The organism is Nocardioides halotolerans DSM 19273 (assembly GCF_000422805.1).
In the GTDB taxonomy this organism is placed as follows: Bacteria; Actinomycetota; Actinomycetes; order Propionibacteriales; family Nocardioidaceae; genus Nocardioides; species Nocardioides halotolerans.
Map to the genome: position 1 here is coordinate 130,689 of NZ_KE383927.1, position 21,237 is coordinate 151,925.

Annotated in this window: 21 protein-coding genes; 8 read left to right on the forward strand and 13 right to left on the reverse strand. The window is 73.4% G+C overall.

What is annotated here, in order from left to right; genetic code table 11:
* Positions 1-25: 25 nt before the first annotated feature.
* A complete protein-coding gene (locus G514_RS0123540; protein WP_028653749.1) occupies positions 26-1,678 on the reverse strand; it encodes a DUF429 domain-containing protein in 1,653 nt (550 codons plus the stop codon).
* Between the two features lie 7 nt (positions 1,679-1,685).
* Positions 1,686-2,318 carry a TetR/AcrR family transcriptional regulator gene (locus tag G514_RS28670; RefSeq protein WP_245582325.1) on the reverse strand — a complete coding sequence of 211 codons (633 nt, stop codon included), beginning with the start codon at positions 2,316-2,318 and terminating at the stop codon, positions 1,686-1,688.
* A 118-nt stretch (positions 2,319-2,436) separates the two neighbouring features.
* On the opposite strand from G514_RS28670, the gene G514_RS28675 reads away from it, so the two are divergent.
* The 3 genes from G514_RS28675 to G514_RS0123560 are packed head-to-tail and all read left to right on the forward strand — an operon-like array spanning position 2,437 to position 4,777.
* Entirely contained in the window at positions 2,437-3,894 is a 1,458-nt protein-coding gene (locus tag G514_RS28675; RefSeq protein WP_051248184.1) for an MFS transporter, read from the forward strand.
* Positions 3,891-4,283 carry a VOC family protein gene (locus G514_RS0123555; protein ID WP_028653750.1) on the forward strand — a complete coding sequence of 131 codons (393 nt, stop codon included), beginning with the start codon at positions 3,891-3,893 and terminating at the stop codon, positions 4,281-4,283. The genes G514_RS28675 and G514_RS0123555 overlap by 4 nt, the downstream gene beginning before the upstream one ends.
* Positions 4,280-4,777, forward strand: a complete 498-nt coding sequence (locus tag G514_RS0123560) for a cupin domain-containing protein (protein ID WP_028653751.1) — start codon at positions 4,280-4,282, stop codon at positions 4,775-4,777. The genes G514_RS0123555 and G514_RS0123560 overlap by 4 nt, the downstream gene beginning before the upstream one ends.
* 101 nt (positions 4,778-4,878) lie before the next feature.
* On the opposite strand, the gene G514_RS0123565 is transcribed toward G514_RS0123560, so the two are convergent.
* A complete protein-coding gene (locus G514_RS0123565) occupies positions 4,879-7,032 on the reverse strand; it encodes a SpoIIE family protein phosphatase (protein ID WP_157545197.1) in 2,154 nt (717 codons plus the stop codon).
* Positions 7,033-7,154: 122 nt separating this feature from the next.
* Here G514_RS0123565 and G514_RS0123570 point away from each other — a divergent pair, with 122 nt between their 5' ends.
* On the forward strand, positions 7,155-7,691 hold the full coding sequence (locus G514_RS0123570) for a pyridoxamine 5'-phosphate oxidase family protein (protein ID WP_028653753.1): 537 nt from the start codon (positions 7,155-7,157) through the stop codon (positions 7,689-7,691).
* A 202-nt stretch (positions 7,692-7,893) separates the two neighbouring features.
* Here G514_RS0123570 and G514_RS29640 read toward each other — a convergent pair whose 3' ends face one another.
* The 3 genes from G514_RS29640 to dnaB all read right to left on the reverse strand — a co-directional run bounded on the left by G514_RS29640 (position 7,894) and on the right by dnaB (position 11,635).
* Positions 7,894-8,559 (reverse strand): hypothetical protein, encoded by a 666-nt coding sequence (locus tag G514_RS29640; protein ID WP_051248186.1) that lies wholly within the window; start codon positions 8,557-8,559, stop codon positions 7,894-7,896.
* A complete protein-coding gene (locus G514_RS28685) occupies positions 8,549-9,091 on the reverse strand; it encodes a SigE family RNA polymerase sigma factor (RefSeq protein ID WP_036566171.1) in 543 nt (180 codons plus the stop codon). Before G514_RS28685 ends, G514_RS29640 begins: the two co-directional genes overlap by 11 nt.
* Positions 9,092-9,169: 78 nt before the next feature.
* Positions 9,170-11,635 carry a replicative DNA helicase gene (dnaB, locus tag G514_RS0123585; protein ID WP_028653754.1) on the reverse strand — a complete coding sequence of 822 codons (2,466 nt, stop codon included), beginning with the start codon at positions 11,633-11,635 and terminating at the stop codon, positions 9,170-9,172.
* A 643-nt stretch (positions 11,636-12,278) separates the two neighbouring features.
* Between dnaB and G514_RS0123590 the strand changes: the two genes are divergently transcribed.
* Positions 12,279-13,022, forward strand: coding sequence for a hypothetical protein (locus G514_RS0123590; protein WP_028653755.1), 744 nt, complete (start codon positions 12,279-12,281; stop codon positions 13,020-13,022).
* A gap of 87 nt (positions 13,023-13,109) precedes the next feature.
* On the opposite strand, the gene rplI is transcribed toward G514_RS0123590, so the two are convergent.
* The 4 genes from rplI to rpsF form a co-directional block, all read right to left on the reverse strand.
* A complete protein-coding gene (gene rplI / locus G514_RS0123595; RefSeq protein WP_028653756.1) occupies positions 13,110-13,556 on the reverse strand; it encodes a 50S ribosomal protein L9 in 447 nt (148 codons plus the stop codon).
* A 17-nt stretch (positions 13,557-13,573) separates the two neighbouring features.
* Positions 13,574-13,810: a 30S ribosomal protein S18 gene (gene rpsR, locus G514_RS0123600; RefSeq protein ID WP_028653757.1), complete on the reverse strand. Its 237-nt coding sequence runs from the start codon at positions 13,808-13,810 to the stop codon at positions 13,574-13,576.
* A 74-nt stretch (positions 13,811-13,884) separates the two neighbouring features.
* Entirely contained in the window at positions 13,885-14,439 is a 555-nt protein-coding gene (locus tag G514_RS0123605; RefSeq protein ID WP_028653758.1) for a single-stranded DNA-binding protein, read from the reverse strand.
* 126 nt (positions 14,440-14,565) lie between these two features.
* A complete protein-coding gene (gene rpsF / locus G514_RS0123610) occupies positions 14,566-14,856 on the reverse strand; it encodes a 30S ribosomal protein S6 (protein WP_028653759.1) in 291 nt (96 codons plus the stop codon).
* Between the two features lie 201 nt (positions 14,857-15,057).
* On the opposite strand from rpsF, the gene G514_RS28690 reads away from it, so the two are divergent.
* Positions 15,058-15,783, forward strand: a complete 726-nt coding sequence (locus G514_RS28690; protein WP_211222220.1) for a serine/threonine-protein kinase — start codon at positions 15,058-15,060, stop codon at positions 15,781-15,783.
* On the opposite strand, the gene G514_RS28695 is transcribed toward G514_RS28690, so the two are convergent.
* On the reverse strand, positions 15,752-16,678 hold the full coding sequence (locus G514_RS28695; protein WP_051248190.1) for a helix-turn-helix transcriptional regulator: 927 nt from the start codon (positions 16,676-16,678) through the stop codon (positions 15,752-15,754). The two genes, G514_RS28690 and G514_RS28695, sit on opposite strands and share 32 nt — an antisense overlap.
* Positions 16,679-16,789: 111 nt before the next feature.
* Here G514_RS28695 and G514_RS0123625 point away from each other — a divergent pair, with 111 nt between their 5' ends.
* Both G514_RS0123625 and G514_RS0123630 read left to right on the forward strand, forming a co-directional pair.
* The gene (locus G514_RS0123625; protein ID WP_028653760.1) at positions 16,790-17,512 is read left to right on the forward strand and encodes an SDR family NAD(P)-dependent oxidoreductase; all 723 of its coding nucleotides are present in this window, start codon (positions 16,790-16,792) and stop codon (positions 17,510-17,512) included.
* Between the two features lie 39 nt (positions 17,513-17,551).
* Positions 17,552-18,340, forward strand: a complete 789-nt coding sequence (locus G514_RS0123630; RefSeq protein WP_028653761.1) for a deoxyribonuclease IV — start codon at positions 17,552-17,554, stop codon at positions 18,338-18,340.
* Positions 18,341-18,352: 12 nt separating this feature from the next.
* Here the strand turns inward: G514_RS0123630 and G514_RS0123635 are convergent, their stop codons facing one another.
* On the reverse strand, positions 18,353-18,703 hold the full coding sequence (locus G514_RS0123635) for a hypothetical protein (protein ID WP_028653762.1): 351 nt from the start codon (positions 18,701-18,703) through the stop codon (positions 18,353-18,355).
* Between the two features lie 112 nt (positions 18,704-18,815).
* Positions 18,816-21,233, reverse strand: coding sequence for a CHAT domain-containing protein (locus G514_RS28700; protein ID WP_051248192.1), 2,418 nt, complete (start codon positions 21,231-21,233; stop codon positions 18,816-18,818).
* Positions 21,234-21,237 lie beyond the last annotated feature (4 nt).

The window sequence follows — 21,237 nt, forward strand, 5'->3', positions numbered from 1 at the left end:
CAGATGGCGAGATCTGTCCAGGACCTCACTCGGCTCCGCGCAGGCGCTCCAGACGTGCGGTGAGCAGCTCGCGGCGGTGCTCGTTGCTCGGCAGCGCGACGTAGCGCTCGCCGAAGGCCGCCAGCAGCGCGTCGTCCAGGCGGCGCACGGCTCCGGGCGGGTAGCGGTAGCCCATCCGGTCGCGGATCTGCTGCTCGTCGGTCGCGCGCAGGAGGTCGGCGAGCTCCTCGAGCGTCGTGATCCCCAGCTCGAGCAGCAGGCGCGACATCCACGCGTAGTGGTCGGTGCGCGACCAGCCCGCGTCGGGATACTGGCCGGCGAGGAACGCCGCCACCTCGCGCGCCGCGATCCTGGGGTCGTCGTCGCCGCCCTCGGTGCTGGCTGCGCCGCGGAGCCCGGCGCGGATCGCCGAGAACTCCTGGTCGGCCAGCTCGAGCAGGCCGGCGGCGAGCGTGAACCTCCGGTCGAACTCGCTGGTGTGCTCGGGGGGCACGGTGCCCTTGTAGCGGATGTCGTGCTCGAACTCCGCCCACGCGTGCTGCAGGACCGTGCGCAGCTGCACCTGCACCACGCGGCCGTCGATCTCGAGCTGGAGGTGCCGGCTGGCATAGCCGAACCGGCCCTGGCTCGCGGTCAGCTCGCCGAAGTCGCGGTCGTCGAGCACGGGCACCTGCTCGGCGAGCAGGCCGGCGACGGCCTCGACGTCGTCGCGCACGTAGGTGATCACGCGGATGCCGAGCTGGTCGCCGATGTCGCGCAACGGGTCGGGGTAGACCAGGCGTCCGTCCTGCGTGCGGCTGGCCTTCTCGGCGAACGACGCGATGCTCTTCGCGCGGCCCTCGATGGTCAGGTAATTGATGCCGGCCTCGTCGAGCATCGAGCCGATGACGGTGGCGGTCCGCCGCGCCGCCTCGACGAGCGCCGGGTGCTGCTCGGCGTAGGCCTGGACGGCGGCGCGGTCGGGAGCCTCGCGGGCGGCCACTGCGGGCAGGCCGAGCGTGGGCGTGACGATGACGCCCGTGTCGGGGTCGCCGTAGCTCGTCACCCGGTCGGGGTGCCGGTCGGCGTACCACGCGACGTAGGCGCACACGACGGCGTCGGCCTGGTCCTCCACGACGCGCAGCTGGCTCTTGCGGGACGCCTCCTCGACGGAGACCACCAGCTCGCTCCACTGCTCGCCGGTCACCACGACGCTCTCGAGGAGGCCGAGCAGCCGCAACAGCTCGGAGCGCAGGTGCTCGAGGTCACGACCCCGCTTGTCCTTGTAGGTCAGGATCCGGTCGAGGCCGAACAGCGCGACCAGGGCGGCGTGCGGGTAGACCTCGAGCGCCGTCTCGTGGACCACCAGCCCCAGCCGCTCGGCGACCCGCGCGCCGCGGGTGCCGTCGGCGAACTCGGGCTTGCCGGTGTTGGACGGGTGCGTGCCCGCGTGGAAGCGGCGGAAGTCGGCGCTCAGTGCCTGCTCGGCGGGCCTCGACCCGGTCGGGTTGGTGACGACGAGCGGGGCGTCGATGCCGGCGACGACCCGGCCCTCGGCGTACGGCGCCAGGACAGCCGCGATCTCGTCGTCGGTGCGGACGGCCTCGAGGTGCACGAGGCGTGCGTCGTCGTCGAGCACCGCGAGGCCGGTGGGGTTCTTCGTCCCCCACGCCAGGTCGATGCCCAGGTAGGTCGTCACGGGCGCCTCACCCGGACAAGGTATTGCCTGGGTGCGCCAGGTCCGCGAGATCCGCGCGGGAGAGCTCAGGTCCGTCGAGCGAGCGATGCTCGCCGCCGAGCCCGCGGATGAACAGCTCGAGGTGTCGCCGGGCCAGCTCGTGCTTCAGCTCCTCGGGCATCGGTCCGGGCAGCGGGCGAGCGATGCGCACCAGCATCATGCCGACGTCGGCGAAGGTCACGTCGGCGGGCAGGCTGTCGGCCTCGTGGGCGGCGTCGACCAGTCGCTCGGTCGCCCGCGCCGACGCCTCGCAGGCGGTGGCCAGCTCGGGCTCGTCGAGGTCGAGCGCGTCGAGCACCTGCGGGATGACCGCGGAGACCCGCAGCTCGAGCGCCGCGCGCAGGTAGGCCGCGAGCGCCTCGAAGGCGTCGTCGTGCTCCTCGGCCGCCTGCTCGGCGGCGAGCCGGGTCTGCTCCAGCGCGTCGAGCACGACCCCGCGCAGCAGGGCGCTCCGGTCGGGGAAGCGGCGGTAGAGGGTCGCGATGCCGACCCCGGCCCGGTGGGCCACCTCGTCGAGCGCGACGCCGGCGCCCTTCTCGGCGACCAGGTCACGCGCCGCCGCGAGCAGCTGCTCGAGGTTGCGGCGGGCGTCGGCGCGCATGGTCACGACGACCACCCTACCGAACCGGAGGTTTTTTCTCCAGATCTCTTGACATCGTCGCGGCACCGGCGGACAGTGAAACGGAGGACAACGCTCCGTTTCAAGGGAAGGACATCCCATGACCATCACCACCGCGCCGGCCGGCACGGCCGCGCCTCCCGACCACCGCTGGGCCGCGCTCGGCGTCATCGCGCTCGCGCAGCTGATGGTCGCGCTCGACGCGACGATCGTGAACGTCGCGCTGCCGACCGCGCAGCGGGCGCTCGGCTTCGACGACGCCCACCGCTCCTACGTCGTCACGGCCTACACGCTCTCGTTCGCCGGGCTGCTGCTGCTCGGCGGGAAGATCTCCGACCGGGTCGGCCGCCGCCGGGCCCTGACCATCGGGCTGACCGGCTTCGGGCTGGCCTCGGCCCTCGCCGGCGCGGCGCCGACGTTCGAGGTGCTCGTCGCCGGGCGCGCTCTCCAGGGCGCGAGCGCGGCGTTCATGGCGCCGGCCGCGCTCGCGCTGATCGCGTCGACGTTCACCGAGCCGCGCGAGCGGGGCAAGGCCTTCGGTGTCTTCGGCGCGGTGGCGAGCAGCGGCGCCGTCGTGGGCCTCCTCCTCGGCGGCGTGCTGACGCAGTACGCCGGGTGGCGCTGGTGCCTCTACGTCAACGTCGCCGTGGCCGTCGTCGTGCTCGTGGTCGGGCGGCGCGTGCTGCCCGGCGACGACGGCTACCCGGTGCCGGTCGACGTCGTGTCGGGCCTGCTCGCCACCGGCGGCCTCGCCGGGCTGGTGCTCGGCGCCAGCGAGGCGGCCGCCCACGGCTGGGGGTCGCTCGAGGTGCTCCTCCCCGGGCTCGCCGGACTCGGGCTGATCGCGGCGTTCGTGCTGCGCCAGCGCGGGCTGGCCGCGCCGCTGCTCCCGCTGAGCGTGCTGCGCGACCGCGGCCGCGCGACGGCGTACGTCGCCACCGCGATCAGCGTCGTCGGCACGTTCGGCATGTTCCTGATGCTGACCTACCACTTCCAGGTAGTGCTGGGCTGGAGCCCGGTGCGCACCGGTCTCGCGTTCCTGCCCATGAGCCTCGCCGTCGCGGGCAGCTCCTACGGGCTGGCCAGCCGGCTGATGGACCGCGTCGCCCCGCGCGTGCTGGTGGCGCCGGGGCTGGTGGTCGCCGCCGTGGGACTCGGCCTCCTGACCCAGCTCACCCCGACCAGCGGCTACGCGTCGGTCATCCTCCCGGCCGAGGTGCTGGTCGGGCTCGGCATCGGCTGCGTGTTCACCCCGTCGATCGGGGTCGCCACCAGCGGCGTCGACCCGCGGCAGGCCGGCATCGCCGCCGCCACCGCCAACACCGCGATGCAGATCGGCAGTAGCGTGGGGACGGCGGTGCTCAACACCGTGGCCGTCGACGCGACCGGCGACTTCGTCGGGACGCCGACGGCGGCGCTGGTGCACGGCTTCGCCACCGCGACCGGAGGGGCCGCGGTGACGCTGGTCGTCGGCGCGGTCCTGGTCATGGCGTTCCTGCGACCCGCCGCGCCCGCCCAGCCCGGCCGCGGCCACCACCCGGGAGGTGCAGCTCGATGAGCGTGGAGCTCAACCACACCCTCGTCCACGTCCGCGACGTCTGGTCGTCCGCCCGCGAGGTGGCGGGCGTCCTCGGCCTCGCCGAGCCCGCGGCGTACGGCCCCTTCGCCGTGCTGCAGCTCGACAACGGGGCGTCGCTCGACTTCCTCCAGGACGACGGGGAGATCCAGTCGCAGCACTACGCGTTCCTCGTCGGCGAGGACGACTTCGACGCGATCTGGGGCCGGATCCGCGAGCAGGGCCGGCAGTTCTGGGCCGACCCGTTCAAGCGCCGCCCCGGGCAGGTCAACCACGACGACGGCGGTCGCGGGCTCTACTGGGAGGGCCCCGACGGCCACTGGCTCGAGATCATCACCCGCCCCTACGGAAGCGAGGAACCAGCGTCATGACCGGCCCGCTGCACCGCCCGTACCCGCCGGACCTCTACCGCGGCACCACCGGCGAGGTGTCGGGGTGGATCCGGCCCGACGACGCCGAGCCCGAGATCACCTACCGCTCCGGCGGCACCTGCGAGTACCTCGCGACCGGCGACCAGACCCACGGCACCTTCGGCCTCTACCGCTGGACGTTCGGGCCGGACGAGTCGGGGCCCGACCCGCACTTCCACCGCGCGATCACCGAGTCGTTCTACGTGCTCACCGGCGAGGTGCAGCTCTACGACGGGACGGGCTGGAAGACCGGCTCACCGGGCAACTTCTTCTTCGTCCCCGAGGGCGGCCTGCACGGGTTCCGGGGCGCCGACCGGTCGTCGATGCTGCTGATGTTCACGCCCGGCGCCCCGCGCGAGGACTACTTCGAGACCCTCGCCGCCCAGGCCGAGCACCCCCTGACCGAGGAGGAGCGCGTCGAGTTCATGCTCCGGCACGACACCTACTGGGTCTGACGGCTCGGGGGACGCTCAGGGCCGATAGTCCCTGACGAACCTGTCGCCCGGTCCGCGTGTCGGCAACACGAACGTCAGGGACTATCCCGCAGACGCCGACCTCAGGGGGCGAGCGGGTCCAGGGCGACCAGGAGTGCGGCGACGTCGTCGTCGCGGGTGGGGTCGCGCAGCTCCTCGACGACCGAGGAGAGCCAGTCGTCGGGTGCGTCGGAGCGGGCGGTCCGCAGGGCCGTGATGAGGCGGGCCATCGACCGGTCGGCGTCCTCACCGCGGCGTTCGATCAGCCCGTCGGTGTAGAGCAGCAGGCGGTCGCCGGGCCGGAGCTCCGCCGAGCGCACCGCGCGCTCTCCCCCGCCCACGCCGAGGATCAGGGTGCTCGGGTGCTCGAGCACCTCGATGTGCCCGTCCGCCGCGATCAGCACCGGCGGCGGGTGGCCGGCGTTGATGACCTGCAGCAGGTGCCGCGCCGGGTCGGCGACGGCGTAGACCATCGTGACGAGCTGCTCGAGGTGCAGCGCGTCGAAGACCCGGTCCATGCCGGCGAGCACCACCTCGGGCGTCGGGTCGACCGCCACGAGCGTGCGGATCGCCGAGCGCATCTGCGCCATGACCGACGCGGCCTGGACGCCGCGGCCCATGACGTCGCCGACGAACATCGCCAGCCGGCCGTCCTCGAGGGGTACGACGTCGTAGAAGTCGCCGCCGGCGTCGGTCCGTCCGGCGGGGTGGTACTGCACGCTCGTCGACCAGCCCGCGACCTCGGGCAGCGAGTCCGGCAGCACCGCGCGCTGCAGCTCGAGCGCGGCGGTCCGCACCTGGCTGTGCAGCTGCGCGTTGTCGATCGCGATCGCCGCGCGCTGGGCGAGGTCCTCGCCGAAGGCCAGGTCGTCCTCGGAGAACCGCCGGCCGCCCTCGCCCGCGACCCAGGTGATGACGCCGAAGGTCCGGTCGCCGACCTTGAGCGGGCAGGACAGCCCGCTGGCCAGGTTGAGCGCCCGCATGAGCTCGAGGTGCTCCTCGTCGCGGGCGACGGCGGCGAGCAGCTCGTCGGTGAGCTCCGGCACCAGCTGGCTCCGGCCCGAGCGCAGCACGCCGTACCCTCCCTGGTCGGTCGCGGGGTCGTTCGGGTAGCGCTCCTGCAGCTCGCGCACCAGCGCGATCCGCTCCGGGTGCGTGTGCGCCACGGTGATCGTGCGCAGCAGGCCGTCCTCGGCCAGGGCGATGGCGCACCAGTCGGCGAACCACGGCACCGCGGCCTCGGCGACCGCCGTCAACGTCGCCTCGTAGTCGAGGTCGCTCGAGAGCTTCGCGCTCGTCTCGGCCAGGAACGCGAGCTTCGCCTCGCGGTCACGCGCGGCGCCCTGCGCTTCCACCCGCTCGAGGGTCAGCGCGCAGGTGTCGGCGAGCAGCTTGAGGAAGAGGTTCTCCGCCTCGCTGAGCGCGCGCCGCCCCGGGAAGGACAGCGACACGGCGCCCAGGACCCGGCCCCCCGCCACCGCCAGCGGCAGGCAGAGCACCGACCCGGTGCCGTCGGCCAGGCCGCCGAGGTCCGGGTAGCGCTGCTCGACCTCGCCCCGGCGGACCAGCACCGGCCGGCCGGTGCGCACGCTCTCGGCGGTGGGGATGTTGCTGTGCACGGAGTACGTCGCCCAGCGGCTCGCGGCGTCCTCGAACCCGCCGCGCAGCGCCATCAGCGCCATCGTCTCGTCGTCGACCATCAGCGACAGCGACGCGGCGGTCGCGCCGGCGGCCTTCATCATGTGGTCGGTGACGACGCCCGCGACCGCCTCGACGTCGGCCGCGGCGAGCAGCTCGCTGGTCACCTCGGCCAACCGGCGCAACCTGCTGCCGAGCGGCTGGCCGGGCGCGTAGGCGTCGGACGACTCCTCGGTGCCCTCGATCAGCACCAGCGCCCCGCCCTCGACGTCCCCGCCCAGCGGGCTCCACGACGTACGCATCGCGACCGGGCTGGTGCCGCCGGCGAGCATCGTCAGCTCACCGGTCCACGACCCGGTGCGCGCGAGCAGCTTGAGGACCTGGTCGACCGCTCCACGCTCGGGCTCGTCGAAGAGCCGGGTGCGCGCGTCGGCGTCGACCAGCCGGTCGAACGGCGACCCGAACAGGTCGACCGCCGTGGCGTTGGCATAGACGACCGTGCCGTCGGGGTCGAGCGCCACCGCGGCGATGGTGAGGCCGTCCAGCAGCGCGGCGTCAGGTTGCCACGACCGCGCAACTGGCCGAGGGGTCCGGGCCACCACGGGATCGTGCCATGCGCGCCCGCGCAGCGGCAGACGAATCCGGGCACCTGTGAGGGTGGTTCTGGATGGCCCGGACGGGTGGTCCGGTGAGTTCGGGTCCGACGGCGGGTCAGACCTGCATGCGCTCCCACAACCTCGCCGGGCTCTACGACCTGCCGTCCGTGGAGTGGTCGACGGTGACCGACCGGCTCTCCCGTGACCTCACCCAGGCACCGGGGTCGGGCGGGCCCGACCGGCACACCTGCTGGCTCACCACGCTCGACGCGGACGGCGCGCCGCACACGACCGGCATCGGCGCGGAGTGGCTGGACGGGTCGTGGTGGTTCGAGACCGGCCGCGGCACCCGCAAGGGCCGCAACCTCGACCGCGACCCGCGCTGCTCGCTGGCCCTCGCCGTCCAGGAGTTCGACCTCGTCGTCCACGGCACCGCGGAGGTCGTGACCGACCCGGCGACCGTCGCCCGGCTGGCCGAGGCCTGGGCCGCCGGCGGTTGGCCGTGCCGCGTCGACGAGTCCGGCACCGCGCTGACCGCGGACTTCAGCGCGCCCTCGGCCGGGAGACCGCCGTGGCACGTCTACCGCATCACGCCGGTCTCGGCGGTGGTGCTCGCCACCGTCGAGCCCGGCGGCGCGACCCGCTTCGACTTCGAGGGCTAGGTGTGATGCCCAGACCGGACAACCTCCCTGGGCATCACAACTAGGCCGTGCCTCTCACTTACTGGTGGATGCCGGCGTCGTCCAGGCGCGCGCTGGCAAGGCGCCGGCACGCGCGCAGACTGGGCGTCTCCGAAGTGTCGGCAACGCTGCCAGCGCGTGCTCTGGACGGCGTCCGGCGCCGCCATGAATGGAGAGACACGTCCTAGCGCCAGACGAGTGCCTGGCCGACGGTGACCGCGGCGGCGCTCGGCGTACCGCGCGCGGCGTCGACCGTCACGAAGAAGCGGCCGTGGACGTTGCTGATGAAGTCGGCCGACTTGTCCGGGCTGTCGCCCCAGTAGTGGCGGTCCTTGCCCGGTCGCCAGGTGACCTGCACGGCCCGGCCGTCGTCGGTGGTGCAGATGAACTTCTCGTCCGCGGGCGGCGCGCACGTCCAGCCGGGCAGGGCGAGCGCGACCGGCGACGTCTCCGGTCGCGGCGGCGTGAGGGTCTGCGGCCCGCCCGGCGCCGTCGTCGTGGTCGCGGGCGGCACGGCGGCCCCGGGCGTCGCGCTCGGGGCGGCCGGGTCGGTCGGGCCGGTCGACGACGACGCCGACGGCTCGGCGGCGAAGCCGGGCTGCTGCCCGCGGGGGCTGGTGGCGTGGTCGCCGCCGGAGGTCGCTACGGCGATCCCGCCCACGACCGCGGCGACGGCCAGGACGCCCGCCGCGGAGGCGATCCGCGTCCGTCGCCGGATCCGCGTGCCCTGGCACCGCGCGACGGTGGTGAGCCGGTCGAGGTCGGGTCGCACGTCCTCCATGCGGTCGCGCAGCGCGGTCGTGAGGCCGAGCTCGTGGTCGAGGTCGGTGTGGTCGTGGTCAGCGCTCATGGCCGGTCCTTTCCTCGTGCAGCGATCGCACGTGTGGTCGTAGCCGCGCCAGGGCGCGGTGGCTTCGTTGCTTGACCGCCGCGGCGCTGATGCCGAGGTCGGTCGCGGTCTCGGCGACGCTGCGGTCCTCCCAGAACCGCGCCACCAGCACCGCCCGGTCCAGCGCCGAGAGCTGTCGTAGCGCGGCGATCAGGTCGTGCCTGGTCGCCAGCACGTCGCCGTCGGGACCACCGGAGGGCACGGCGTACGCCGCGTCGGCCACGGCCTCGGTCGGCGTCTCGGTGTTGCGGCGCAGCCGTCGGTGGGAGAGGTAGGTGTTGATCAGCGTGGTGCGCGCGTAGCCGACGGGGTTGTCGCTGCGGACCAGGCGCCGCCACCGTGCGAAGACCTTCGCGTAGGTGCTCTGGGTGAGGTCCTCGGCGAGGTGGTGGTCGCCGCAGAGCAGGTACGCCGTCCGGTAGAGCTGGGTGCCCGACGCCCGCACGAACGCGTCGAAGCTCGCCGCTTCGTCGTCGCCCGCTCCCTTGTCCACGTCAGGTAGACGCCTCGAACGCCGGGTGTGGTGACATGCGGCCACCGAGAACTTTCCGCCGAGGGTCGTCGGCGGTGGTCAGTGGGCCATGTCGACGAAGCGCGAGTAGTGGCCCTGGAAGGCCACGGTGATGTCACGGGTCGGGCCGTTGCGATGCTTGGCCACGATCAGGTCGGCCTCGCCGGGTCGGGTCGACTCGCGCTCGTACAGGTCCTCGCGGTGCAGCAGCACGACCATGTCGGCGTCCTGCTCGAGGCTGCCGGACTCGCGCAGGTCGCTCAGCATCGGGCGCTTGTCGGACCGCTGCTCGGGACCACGGTTGAGCTGGGAGAGCGCGATGATCGGGACCTCGAGCTCCTTGGCGAGCAGCTTGATCTGGCGGGAGAACTCCGAGACCTCGAGCTGGCGGGACTCGACCTTCTTGCCGGAGGTCATCAGCTGCATGTAGTCGATGACGACCAGCCGCAGGTCGTGGCGCTGCTTGAGCCGGCGGGCCTTGGCCCGGATCTCCATCATCGTCATGTTGGGCGAGTCGTCGATGAAGACCGGCGCGCTGGAGACCTCGCCCATCTTGCGGGCCAGCTTGGTCCAGTCGTCCTCGCTGAGCTGGCCGTTGCGGATGTGGTTGAGCGGCACCTTGGCCTCGGCCGAGAGCAGCCGCATGGTGATCTCGGACCTCGTCATCTCCAGGCTGAAGAAGACGCTGGTGAGGTTGTTGTGGATCGACGCCGCCCGGCACAGGTCCAAGGCCAGCGTCGAGTTGTGCGTGGGGATCATCGAGCGCCCGGCGAGGTAGAGATGGTCCTCGTTGTCCACCTGCACGCAGCGGACCGGGACGCTCGGCACCCGTCGCACGGACGTGACGTACCGGCGCCCGATCCGCGCCGTCGTGGCAGGTCGGTGCTCCTTGTGCACCCGCTGCTTGCTGTAGAGACGGAAGACGTCGTCGCAGGTGGAGAAGTTGACGATGTAGCAGGTCGAGGTCTCCTCGCTACGACCCCGAACCTGCTTCGTGGTCCGGGAGACCTTGTATCCGAGGCTCACGACGAGCTCGTGGACGTCGTCCGCGAGTCGCTTGCTGGTCACGGCGAACTGGCAGGCCCCGTTGTGCCTCAGGACGTAGCCGTCGGTGTCCATCAGCCCGGCGAGCAGCTCGCGCCGAAGCGGCTCGGACGCGCGCAGGTAAGCGGGTGGGATGTGCTTGTTGTTGAGCACGCCCATCGTGCGCAGGATCGCGGCGACGCTGCCGTGGTCGGTCTGGCACTCGTGGCACATCTTGGTGCCGAAGAAGTGACGGCCGCAGTCGGGACAGATGCCATCGGTGACCGCGTCACGCTCGGGGAGCAGGAGCTGGTAGAGCATGCTTCCCCGTGGCTCCGCGCGGAGGCCGTAGGCCTCGATGTACATCGGGATCTCGTCCGTCTCGCACGTGATGCGGGCGCTCGCGCTGTGCCCGTCTCCGAGCCACGCGCCCAGGACGTAGGGAGGCAGCGGCAGTCGCGCCCACGAGCCCTCCAGCGGGGCGGCGTTGAGCACCGCGTGGTTGGCCCGCCCCTCCGCGTTGATCTTGACGGTCGCCGCGATCTGCTCGGTCGTGACGACGCTGGCGAACACGTGCTGGTTGCGCATCCGGTTGTACTGGTTGTCCGCGGCCCACGTGGACTTGCGTGCGGCCCGGGTCTCCGTCAGCCACTGGTGCTGCGCGTCGGCGATGATCGACGAGCCGTCGGAGAAGGTGAGCTCGTAGCAAGGGCGGTCTGTCATCACGTCGGTCGCGGCCACGACCGTGGTCGGACGTCCTTGAGCGTCGTAGAGCTGGTCACCGACCTGGACCTCACCCATGGTCGTCCAACCCGAAGGGGTGGCCAGTGGGGTGTCGAGTGCCAGTGCCTTCCCGACCGCAGGCCGCGCCGCGACGATGATCATCTGGCCGGCGTGGAGGCCGTTGGTGAGCTCGTCGAGATCCGCGAAGCCGGTCGGGACGCCGTAGAGGCCGGCCTCGCGGTTGCCGATCGCCTCGATCTCGTCGAGGACGCCGTCCATGATGTCGGAGAGCGGCGCGTAGTCCTCGCTGCTGCGCTTGTCGGTGACCTGGTAGACCTCGGCCTGGGCCTGGTCGACGAGGTCGTCGACGTCGCCCTCGCCGGCGTAGCCGAACTGCACGATGCGGGTGCCGGCGTTGACCAGCCGGCGCAGGATCGCCTTCTCGCGGACGATGCCGGCGTAGTAGGAGGCGTTGGCGGCGATCGGCACCGCGGACGTGATGGTGTGGAGGTACGGCGCCCCGCCGATGCGCTGGAGCTCGCCCCGCCGCTGCAGCTCGTTGCCGACGGTGACCATGTCGGCGGGTTCGCCGCGGCCGTAGAGGTCGATGATCGCGTCGTGGATCGTCTCGTGGCTCGGGCGGTAGAAGTCGGCCCCGCGGAGCACCTCGGCGACGTCGGCGATGGCGTCCTTGGAGATCATCATCGCGCCCAGCACCGACTGCTCAGCCGCCATGTCCTGGGGCGGCGTCCGGTCGCCACCCGACCCCGGCTCCGGCATGCCTCCGGGCGCCTGCCAGGCGTCGGACTCGGTCAGGCTCACGGGATACTCCTGGGTGGTGGCGAGCGGTCGGGGAGGGTGGGGAGGGTGTGACGGATGGGACGACGGGGGAACGTCGCCGACGGTAGGGCCGACCGCCGACAGCGCCGATCGACCCGGCCCGGAGCGGGCCTGGCGGGTGGTCGGACGGCGCTTGCGGGGCGCGGTTCGCGGGATGCGCTCGGAGCAACCTAGGCACCCCTCGGCGCGCCTGGGAAGCCTGCCATCCACACCCCCTGGGGAGAACCCGGCGATCCGCGTGGACGACACTCGGCAACCCTGTGCACAGCTTGGGGAAAGCCCTGTGGACCTGACGGTCGACCTCACCGTGCGCAGCGCTCTGACCTGCGAGGACGGCCGTCCACCGGTGTGGAGCGAAAATAGATCGCCCCGGTGTCCGGTCACCGGACGGTCACCTCGCGATCACCCGGTGGCTTTGTCGACAAAGGCCGCGGGCGTCGCCGGTCAAGGGCTCATCCACATCCTTATCCACCGGTGTGTAGGGACTAGTACCGTGCGGGCCAGCACCGCCGCACCGGCCCTTACGGTGACTAGTCCCGGGACCACGGGCGGGCGGGCACCGACCACCCCCTAACCTGCTCGCATGCCCCCCTCCCCCAGGCGCCGCCGGGCACGCCTCGCGCTGGTCGTCCCGGCCACCGCGGTGCTGGCGCTGCTCGCACCGACGGTGGCGGCGCCGGCCTCGGCGGCGGGCGCCGACGACGCGCCCGACACCGCGATCAGCGGGGGACCGCAGGACCAGATCACGCCCGGCGACCCCGTCACCCGGACCGCGCGGCCCAGCCTCCAGCTCAGCGCCAGCGAGCCCGCGTCGTTCAACTGCGCGGTGAACGCACGGGCGGTGCCCTGCCAGGCGGGGCTCAACGTGCTCACCGGGCTCGAGCCCGGCCCCCAGGTCTTCGTCGCGCAGGCCGTCGACCAGGACGGCCACTTCGACACGACGCCCGCCACGCTCACCTTCTTCGTGCCCCTCGACCTCGAGCCCGGTGGGGCCAGGACCTGGAAGAGGGTCAGGAGCCGCGCGTCCTACGACGGCGACTACGTCGCCACCGCGACGAAGGGCGCCCGGCTCCGTCTCGGCAAGGTCGTGGGCGTGCGGGAGCTCCGGCTCTACGCGCCGATCGGCCCGCGGCTCGGCAAGGTGGCGGTGCGGGTGGGCAGGAACCCGTGGATCAAGGTGCGGCTGCGGTCGGCGACGCGGGAGCGGCTGCACGTCTTCGAGCTGCGCGCCCCCGACGCCACCCGTCTGAGCGGCGTGGTCCAGATCAAGGCGCTCAAGGTCCCCCGGCACGGTGCGGTCGCGGTCGACGCGATCGTGGCGCGCTGACGCCCGGACGCGGCGGGCGGGCACCCGACGTACGACGGCCCCGCGGGCTCACGAGGAGCCGGCGGGGCCGTCGAGCGTGCGTGCGGGTCAGGCAGGGATGACGTTGAGGGCCACCGTGGCGGACACCTCGTCGTGCAGCCGGACGGTCACCTCGTGGGCGCCGAGCGACTTGATCGGGTTGCCGACCGCGATGGTCCGCTTGTCGACCTCTTGGCCGGAGACCTCGCTGATCGCCTCGGCGATGTCGGTGACCGTGACGGCACCGAAGAGGCGTCCGGCCTCGCCGGCCCGGACCTTGACCGCGACCGGGCCGCCCTCGAGCTTGGCCTTGATGGCCTCGGCGGAGTCGTGGTCGCGCACCGCGCGGGCGGTGCGGGCCTTCTTGATGGAGTCGATGGTCTTCTCGGCGCCGCGGGTCCAGCGGATCGCCTCGCCACGGGGGACGAGGTAGTTGCGGCCGTAGCCGTCCTTGACCTCGACGACGTCGCCGGGGGCACCGAGGCCGGTGACCTCCTGGGTGAGGATGAGCTTCATCGCGCAGATCCCCTTTCTCAGCGACCGGTGGACGTGTAGGGCAGCAGGGCCACCTCGCGGGCGTTCTTGACCGCGATGGCGACGTCGCGCTGGTGCTGGACGCAGTTGCCGGTCACCCGACGCGCGCGGATCTTGCCGCGGTCGGAGATGAACTTGCGGAGCAGGGCGGTGTCCTTGTAGTCGGCACCGGTCGCCTTCTCCTTGCAGAACTGGCAGACCTTCTTCTTGGGCTTGCGGAGTACGGGCTTGGCCATTGTGGTGCTTCCTCCTCAGAAGCCCGGCCCCGCGTCGGGGCCGGAATGGTCGGTTGGGATGGGTGCTGTCGAGGTCAGAACGGGGGCTCGTCGGCCGGCGCCGAGGGTGCGCCCCACGGGTCGCCGGCGGGAGCGCCGCCACCGGTGCCACCGGCCGCGGGGGCCGGGGTGGCCCACGGGTCGGCCGCGGGCGAGGACTGTCCGCCCTGGCCGGCCTGTCCGCCCTGGCCGCCTCCGCCGGAGTAGCCGCCCCCGCCGCCCTGGCGGCTGGTGCGGTTGACCTTGGCGGTCGCGAACTTGAGCGAGGGGCCGACCTCGTCGACCTCGATCTCGAAGACCGTGCGCTTCTGGCCCTCACGGTCCTCGTAGGAGCGGGCCTTCAGGCGACCCTGGACGACGACGCGCATGCCCCGCTGGAGCGACTCGGCGACGTTCTCCGCCGCCTGGCGCCAGATCGAGCAGCGCAGGAACATGGCCTCGCCGTCGACCCACTCGTTGGTGTTCTTGTCGAAGTTGCGCGGAGTCGAGGCCACCGTGAAGTTGGCGACCGCGGCGCCCGAAGGCGTGAAGCGCAGCTCGGGGTCGTCGGTGAGGTTGCCGACCACGGTGATGATGGTCTCGCCTGCCATTGGGTCTCCTTGTCGTCCCGCTGTGTCGTCCCGCTGTGGGTCCCACCCATCGTTGCCGCAGGCACCGACGGTGGGAAGGGCTCATCCACAGGCGACCCGGCCGGACCGGGCGCCCGCGGCACGGGCCTACTTGTTGTCGGGCCGGATGACCTTGGTCCGCAGGATCGACTCGTTCAGCGTGAGCTGGCGGTCGAGCTCCTTGACGGTGGCGGGCTCGGCGGTCAGGTTGACCACCGCGTAGATGCCCTCTTGGTTCTTCTTGATCTCGTAGGCCATGCGACGACGGCCCCAGATGTCGACCGACTCGACCGACCCGCCGTCCTTGCGGATGACGTTGAGGTACTTGTCGAGCGACGGACCGACGGTGCGCTCTTCGAGACTGGGGTCGAGGATGACCATCACTTCATAGGCACGCAAAGCAGTTCCACCTCCTGTGGGCTCAGCGGCCACGGTCTCTCCGTGGCAGGAGGGCTTGTGCGTTGGTCACGCCGTGGCGTCTGGCCGCGACGGACAGGAAAGGCTAGCAGCGGGCCGGGCGCCAGGACGAATCCGAGCGGCGGGCCCGAGGCCTGTGGAGAGCCCGCCCCGGCGTACGCCGAGCGCGGCTAGTTTCCGCCCGTGCAGCTGCGCCGAGCGAGTCCCGTGGCCGGTCGCTACGTGCTGCTCGAGCAGATCGGTGCCGGCGGCGCGGGGACCGTCCACCGGGCGCGCGACCTGCGCACCCGCCGCGACGTGGCGGCGAAGGTGGTGCGCGGCGCCGACCCGGACCGGCTGCTCGACCTGGTGCGCGAGCAGGCACACCGGATCGAGCACCCCCACGTGCTCTCGCCGCTGGGCTGGGCCGCGGAGGACGACATCGCGCTCATCGCGATGGAGCTGGTGCCCGGCGGCTCGGTGCGCGACCTGCTCGCGCGCCGCGGGCCGCTGCCGGAGCCGCTGGTCGCGCACCTGCTCGCCCAGCTCCTCGACGCGCTGGCGGCCGTCCACGCCCGTGGCATCGTCCACGGCGACGTCAAGCCGGCCAACCTCCTGGTCCGCGACGGCCCTCGCCCCCACCTCCTGCTCGCCGACTTCGGCGTGGCCCGGCACGCCGGGCGGCCGGCCCCGGTGGTGGGCACGCCGTCGTTCCTGGCGCCCGAGCGGCTGGCGGGCGCGCCGCCCGACCCGAGCCAGGACGTCTACGCCGCCGGCCTCGTCGCCCGGCGCGCGCTGGCCGGCCACGCCGCCCTGTTGACCCTCTGCGACTCCATGACGCGCACCGAGGCCGCGCGGCGCCCGACCGCTGCGGCGGCGCTGCGCCGGCTCGGCGAGCTCACGGCGCGGTGCTGGACTCCTGGGTGGTGAGCTCCCGGGTGGTGAGCTCCCGGGTGGTGAGCTCCCGGGTGGTGAGGTCCTGGGTGCCCACCACCCGCAGCAGGGCCAGGGCCTCGGCCTCGCGGCTGCCGGGAGCCGCCGAGTAGACGATCAGCGTCTGGTCGGCGTCCGGGACGTGCAGCGTGTCGCACTCCAGCCTCAGCTCGCCGAGCGTCGGGTGGGTCACGGTCTTGGCGTGGCTGCGCCACAGGTTCGCGTCGGTGCTGCCCCACAGCTCGCGGAACTCCGCCGAGCCCTCGTGCAGGTCCTCGAGGAGCCGGGCCAGGCCGGGGTCGTCGGGATAGCGCCCGGCGACCGAGCGGAGGTTGGCCACCGTCTGGGCCGCGGTGCCGGCCCGCTCCTCGGGCGTGCCGCCCACCGCGCTGCGCGGCGGGTCCGTCGGGTCGGGCAGGAAGCGCAGCCGCGGCTGGTTGCGTCGCTCCGGGCGCAGGCGCGACCAGTCGCCGTGCAGCGCCGAGGACATCGCGTTCCACGCCAGGACGTCGCACTTCGCGCTCATCACCAGGGCGGGGAGGTCGTGGAACCGGTCGATGAGCCGCATCACGCTCGGCCGCACGTGCAGGTCGATGAGGCCCGTCGCCGGTGGGGCGCTCCCGGCGAGGTGGAAGACGTGGTCGCGCTCGTCGGACCCCAGGCGAAGGGCGCGACACAGCGCCGACAGCACCTGCTCCGAGGGGTGGGGCCCGCGCCCCTGCTCGAGACGGACGACGTAGTCGACGCTGATCCCCGCCAGCATCGCCAGCTCCTCCCGGCGCAGTCCCGGGACCCGGCGGTGCAGCCCGGCCGGCAGGCCGACGTCCTCGGGTCGGACCCGGTCGCGGGCCCGCTTGAGGGCGCGGGCCAGCTCGGGACGGTTCGGCTTCACCTCACCAGCATCGCTCGCCGCCGGCGACGCGGGTAGGGACGTGGGTAGGACCGTCGGTCCCACGATCAACCGGCCCTCCCGGCGCCGGCCCGGACGACGCACGGTGGGGTCATGACCACCTCTCGCACCACCGTCCTGATCACCGGCGCCAACCAGGGGCTCGGCGCCGAGACCGCGGCGCGGCTCGCAGAGCGCGGCTGGACCGTCTGGCTCGGCGCACGCGACACCGCCCGCGGGGAGTCGGCCGCCAAGGAGATCCTCGACGCGCGACCGGACGCGGACGTCCGGGTCGTGCAGCTCGACGTCACCAGCGACGAGTCCGTCGCGGCGGCGTACGACGAGGTCGTCCGGGCCGGCACCGGACTCGACGTCCTCGTCAACAACGCCGGCATCAACAGCACCCGCGCGCTGCCGGCCGACACCCGGCCCGCGGACTTCCTGCCGGTCTTCGGCGTGAACCTGCTCGGCCCGGTGCGGGTGACCAACGCCTTCCTGCCCCTGCTCGAGCGCTCGCCGCGCCCGCGCCTGGTGATGGTCTCGAGCGGCCTGGGCTCCTTCGCGGTCACCCAGGATAGGTCGCGCCGGGAGTCCACGATCTGGGGGATCGTCTACCCGTCGTCGAAGGCGGCGCTCAACATGGTGACGACGATGTACGCCAAGTCGCTCCCCGGCGTCCGGGTCACCGCGGTCGACCCCGGCTACACCGCGACGAGCCTCAACGACTTCTCGGGCGTCCAGACCGTGCCGGAGGGCGCCGAGCCGATCATCGAGGCGTGCGTCGCGGACGAGCTGCCGGGTGGCTTCATCGGCAGGGACGGCGTCGTCCCCTGGTGAGCCCGGAGCGGTGTCCGCCGCGGCTCGTACTGTGAGGTCATGGACATCGGAGCCCACGTCGAGCAGACCGACCCGATCGCCGAGGCGCAGGCCCGCAACGCGCCGCTGGTGCAGTTCTTCCTCGGCGACCCCCAGAGCTTCAAGGGCCCGGTGGTGAAGTACGCCGGCGGTGCCGAGGGCCTCAAGGCCGACGCGGCCGACGCCGGGGTCGACCTCTACGTCCACGCTCCCTACCTGATCAACGTCGCCACGACCAACAACCGCCAGCGGATCCCCGGCCGCAAGCTGCTCCAGCAGCACATGGACGCCGCGGCCGAGATCGGCGCCAAGGGGCTGATCGTCCACGGCGGTCACGTCACCGACGACGACGACCCGGCCAAGGGCTTCGACAACTGGCGCAAGGCGATCGAGGCCACCGACCTCAAGATCCCGCTGCTCATCGAGAACACCGCGGGCGGCACCAACGCGATGACCCGCTACCTCGACCGGATCGCGGGGGTCTGGGAGGCGATCTCGAAGGCGGAGGGGTTCGACATGGTCGGCTTCTGCCTCGACACCTGCCACGCCCACGCCGGCGGCAACCCGATGGAGACCGTCGTCGACGACGTCCGCAAGATCACCGGGCGCATCGACCTCGTCCACTGCAACGACAGCCGCGACGAGTTCGACTCCGGCGCTGACCGGCACGCCAACTTCGGCGCCGGCAGGATCGACCCCGATCTCCTCGCCGCCGTCGTCCGCGACGCCGACGCCCCCGTCATCTGCGAGACCCCCGGCGGCGCGAAGGAGCACACGGCCGACTTCGCGTGGCTCCGCGAGCGGCTCTGAGGAGCCTGCCCTTCAGGCCGTCCGAGGGACGTCGCTGACCGGCAGCACCAGCAGCTCGCAGACCTCGTGCGCCATGTCGCGCTCGGGGTGGCGGCGCTCGAAGCGCACCGGCGCGGCGGCGGACCCGGCCCCGAAGACCAGGAACTGGAACTCGTGCCCGCCGTCGACCGACACCGGGAGCGCCAGCAGGTGGCCGGGCAGCCCCGCGACGTGCCAGCGGCTCGCACCGAGACCGCGACGGAACCGCACGGCCAGGTGGCTGCCGGGTCCGACCTCGACGATGGTGCCCGGTCGGGGGTCGCGGATCACGACGAAGCGATCCTCGGCGTACGACGGAGCCGGGCTGGTCAGCGACATGCTCATGAAGCTCTCCTGGGGAATGCGCTGCGGGTGCAGGGTCAGCGATGAGGAGCCGCCTCCCGACCGTCTGATACCGGGACGGGCCGGAAAGTTCCGTCGCCGGTCCGTGCTGCGCTCAGCCGGAGCAGAGGAACGGCGCCGGGGCCGCGTCAGCGGACGCCGCGGACACGGTCGCGGCCAGCGCCGCGGCCGGGTCAGCTCCGGAGGCCAGCGCCTCGTGCACCCGGACCAGCACGTCGTGCGCGGCCTCGTCGTTGACCGCGGCGGGGCTGGCCACCACGCAGCGCGCTCCGGCGTGCAGCCAGGCGGCGGTCATGCCGATCAGCTCCTCGCCCCACCGGACCGAGGAGCGGCCGACCTCGCACGCGGAGAGCAGCACGACGTCGGGCACGGCGGGCAGCTGGTCGATGTCGTAGCCGAACCACGTGCCGTCGACGAGCTCGAGCCCGGAGAATAGCGGGTTCTCCGCCGAGTGCCGGCCGTGCGCCGCGACGTGCAGGACGTCGACCCGGCCGGCCAGCTCCGAGACGGCCGGCGCCGTCGCGTCGGCGCCGGCGAGCACGGGCGCCGACCCCCAGGTCGCCGCCGCCGCGCGCACCTCCGCCTCGGCGCGTACGACGCGCGGCCCGGCCACGAACCCGGCCGAGCCCGTCCGCAGCGGCGACGCCGCGCGCGCCAGCCACGAGGTGGCGCTCTGCGCCACGGTGACCGGCCGGCCGACCAGCCCGGGCAGCAGCGTCCACGGGACCCCGGCCAGCACCCCCGAGGGCGTCAGCACCGCCCGGCGCCAGCCCAGGTCGTCCGAGAGCGGGGCGACCAGCACGTCCGCCACCGACTCGAGCCGGCGGGCCAGCGTGCCGCGCACCGAGCCGGCGAGCGCGCCCGGCAGGTCGGCCGCGGCCATGTCGAGGTCGGCCAGCATGCCGCCGAGGGCGTCGTCGAGCCGCGACCGGTCGCCCAGGTCTCGACGGACCGTGCCGTCCGCGGTGACCACCAGCGCGACGACGCCGTCGGCGGTGACGACGTAGGCGACCAGGGCCGTCTCCGCGCCGAGGCGGGCCTGCAGCTCCGCCAGGCCGACGGGGTCGGCGACCGCGCCGGAGCCCTGCCGCTGCCAGGCCTGCTCCCGGATCCGCCGCCGGAGCTCGGCCTCGCGCCCGGGCGGCGGCCCGGCCCGGAGCTCGGTGAGGTCGGCGACGGTCTGGGGGTCCTGGGGCGCGCGCACCGGCTGGACCCGCGAGGCCAGCATCCGCGCGCGCTCCGACCACTCGAACAGGACGGCGTCCGACCGCGACCGCACCGCCAGCGACAGTCCCCGCACCGCGAGGCGGACGCCGTGCCCGACCACGTTGGTCTGGAGGTCCAGCGACCCGAACGAGCTCTGCCACGCGTGCAGGTCGTCGAGGCCGGCCTTGACGTGACCGAACGCCGAGCGCGCGTCGGACAGACCGGCACGGACGTCACGGGCCTGCAGCCGCACCGACAGCGGTGCCGACGAGGCCAGGTCCGACCGCTGCAGCAGCGCGCGCGCCCCGTCGGGCTCGCCCGAGCCCACGCGCGCCTTCGCGATCGCCAGCCGCAGCGCGGCGGCCTCCCACCGCAGCCCGTGGCCGCGCAGCTCCTCGACGAGCGACGCGCCCTCGTCCAGCACGGCGGGCCGGACCCGTCCCGTCGCGAGCTCGGCCTGCACCCGGACCGCATCGGCGCGGTGCTGCCACGCGACCGCGCCGGCCCGCGCGAACCGGCGGGCCGCTCGCCGGGCGACCACCGCCGCGTCGCGCGGCGCGGTCAGGAGGAGGGAGCGGGCGAGCGTGAGCTCGGCCTCCGCCTGCCGGCGGGCGAGCCGGGCGACGCCGTACGCGCGGGCCGCCTCGTCGAGCGCCGCCCGGCCCTCGTCGAGCAGGCCGGCGGCCATGAGGACCTCCGCGCGGTCCTGGTCGCCCACGGCCGCGCTCACCGGGCTCAGCGGCGCCAGCACCGGCGCCGCCGCGCCCATGTCGATGAGGGCACCGGCGAGGTCGCCGGCGAGGAAGCGGGTGTAGCCGAGGTTGTGCTCCCCCATGGCCGCCTCGAGCGGGAGCTCGTGCTCGTGCAGCAGCGCCACGGCCCGCTCGAAGTCCGCCTGCGCCTCGGCCAGGTTGTTGAGCTGGAGGTGGGCGGTGCCCCGGTTGCCCAGCGCGCGGCCGAGCGGCACCGGGAAGGCCGCGAGCGCGCCGATGGCCCGGTCGAACTCCTCGACCGCCTCGGCCATCTGCCCCGAGAGCATCACCAGCAGGCCGTGCTGGCTGAGCAGCGACCCCCTCGTCTCGTCGGAGAGCCCGGACCGCTGGAGCGCGGACTCGCACAGCTGCATCGCGACCGCGCGGTTGCCCGTCTCCGCCTCGACGTAGGCGAGGCTCGCCTCGATCGCACCGGTCGTGGCGTCGTCCCGCGAGCGCTCGAGGGCCTGCTGCAGCGGCGCGCGCGCCGCCCGCACCCGGCCGCCGTTGATGGCGGCGACCCCGCGGGCGTGCAGCTCCTCGGCCGACAGCACCCGC

Bases quoted from the DNA above. Each gene is read 5' to 3' on its own strand.
- G514_RS0123635 (WP_028653762.1), bottom strand. From the start codon at position 18,703: ATGAGCATGTCGCTGACCAGCCCGGCTCCGTCGTACGCCGAGGATCGC.
- G514_RS0123625 (WP_028653760.1), top strand. From the start codon at position 16,790: ATGACCACCTCTCGCACCACCGTCCTGATCACCGGCGCCAACCAGGGG.
- dnaB (WP_028653754.1), bottom strand. From the start codon at position 11,635: ATGCCGGAGCCGGGGTCGGGTGGCGACCGGACGCCGCCCCAGGACATG.
- G514_RS0123590 (WP_028653755.1), top strand. From the start codon at position 12,279: ATGCCCCCCTCCCCCAGGCGCCGCCGGGCACGCCTCGCGCTGGTCGTC.
- G514_RS28670 (WP_245582325.1), bottom strand. From the start codon at position 2,318: ATGCGCGCCGACGCCCGCCGCAACCTCGAGCAGCTGCTCGCGGCGGCG.
- rpsR (WP_028653757.1), bottom strand. From the start codon at position 13,810: ATGGCCAAGCCCGTACTCCGCAAGCCCAAGAAGAAGGTCTGCCAGTTC.
- G514_RS0123630 (WP_028653761.1), top strand. From the start codon at position 17,552: ATGGACATCGGAGCCCACGTCGAGCAGACCGACCCGATCGCCGAGGCG.
- G514_RS29640 (WP_051248186.1), bottom strand. From the start codon at position 8,559: ATGAGCGCTGACCACGACCACACCGACCTCGACCACGAGCTCGGCCTC.
- G514_RS28675 (WP_051248184.1), top strand. From the start codon at position 2,437: ATGACCATCACCACCGCGCCGGCCGGCACGGCCGCGCCTCCCGACCAC.
- G514_RS0123570 (WP_028653753.1), top strand. From the start codon at position 7,155: ATGCGCTCCCACAACCTCGCCGGGCTCTACGACCTGCCGTCCGTGGAG.
- G514_RS0123560 (WP_028653751.1), top strand. From the start codon at position 4,280: ATGACCGGCCCGCTGCACCGCCCGTACCCGCCGGACCTCTACCGCGGC.
- G514_RS0123605 (WP_028653758.1), bottom strand. From the start codon at position 14,439: ATGGCAGGCGAGACCATCATCACCGTGGTCGGCAACCTCACCGACGAC.
- G514_RS0123555 (WP_028653750.1), top strand. From the start codon at position 3,891: ATGAGCGTGGAGCTCAACCACACCCTCGTCCACGTCCGCGACGTCTGG.
- rplI (WP_028653756.1), bottom strand. From the start codon at position 13,556: ATGAAGCTCATCCTCACCCAGGAGGTCACCGGCCTCGGTGCCCCCGGC.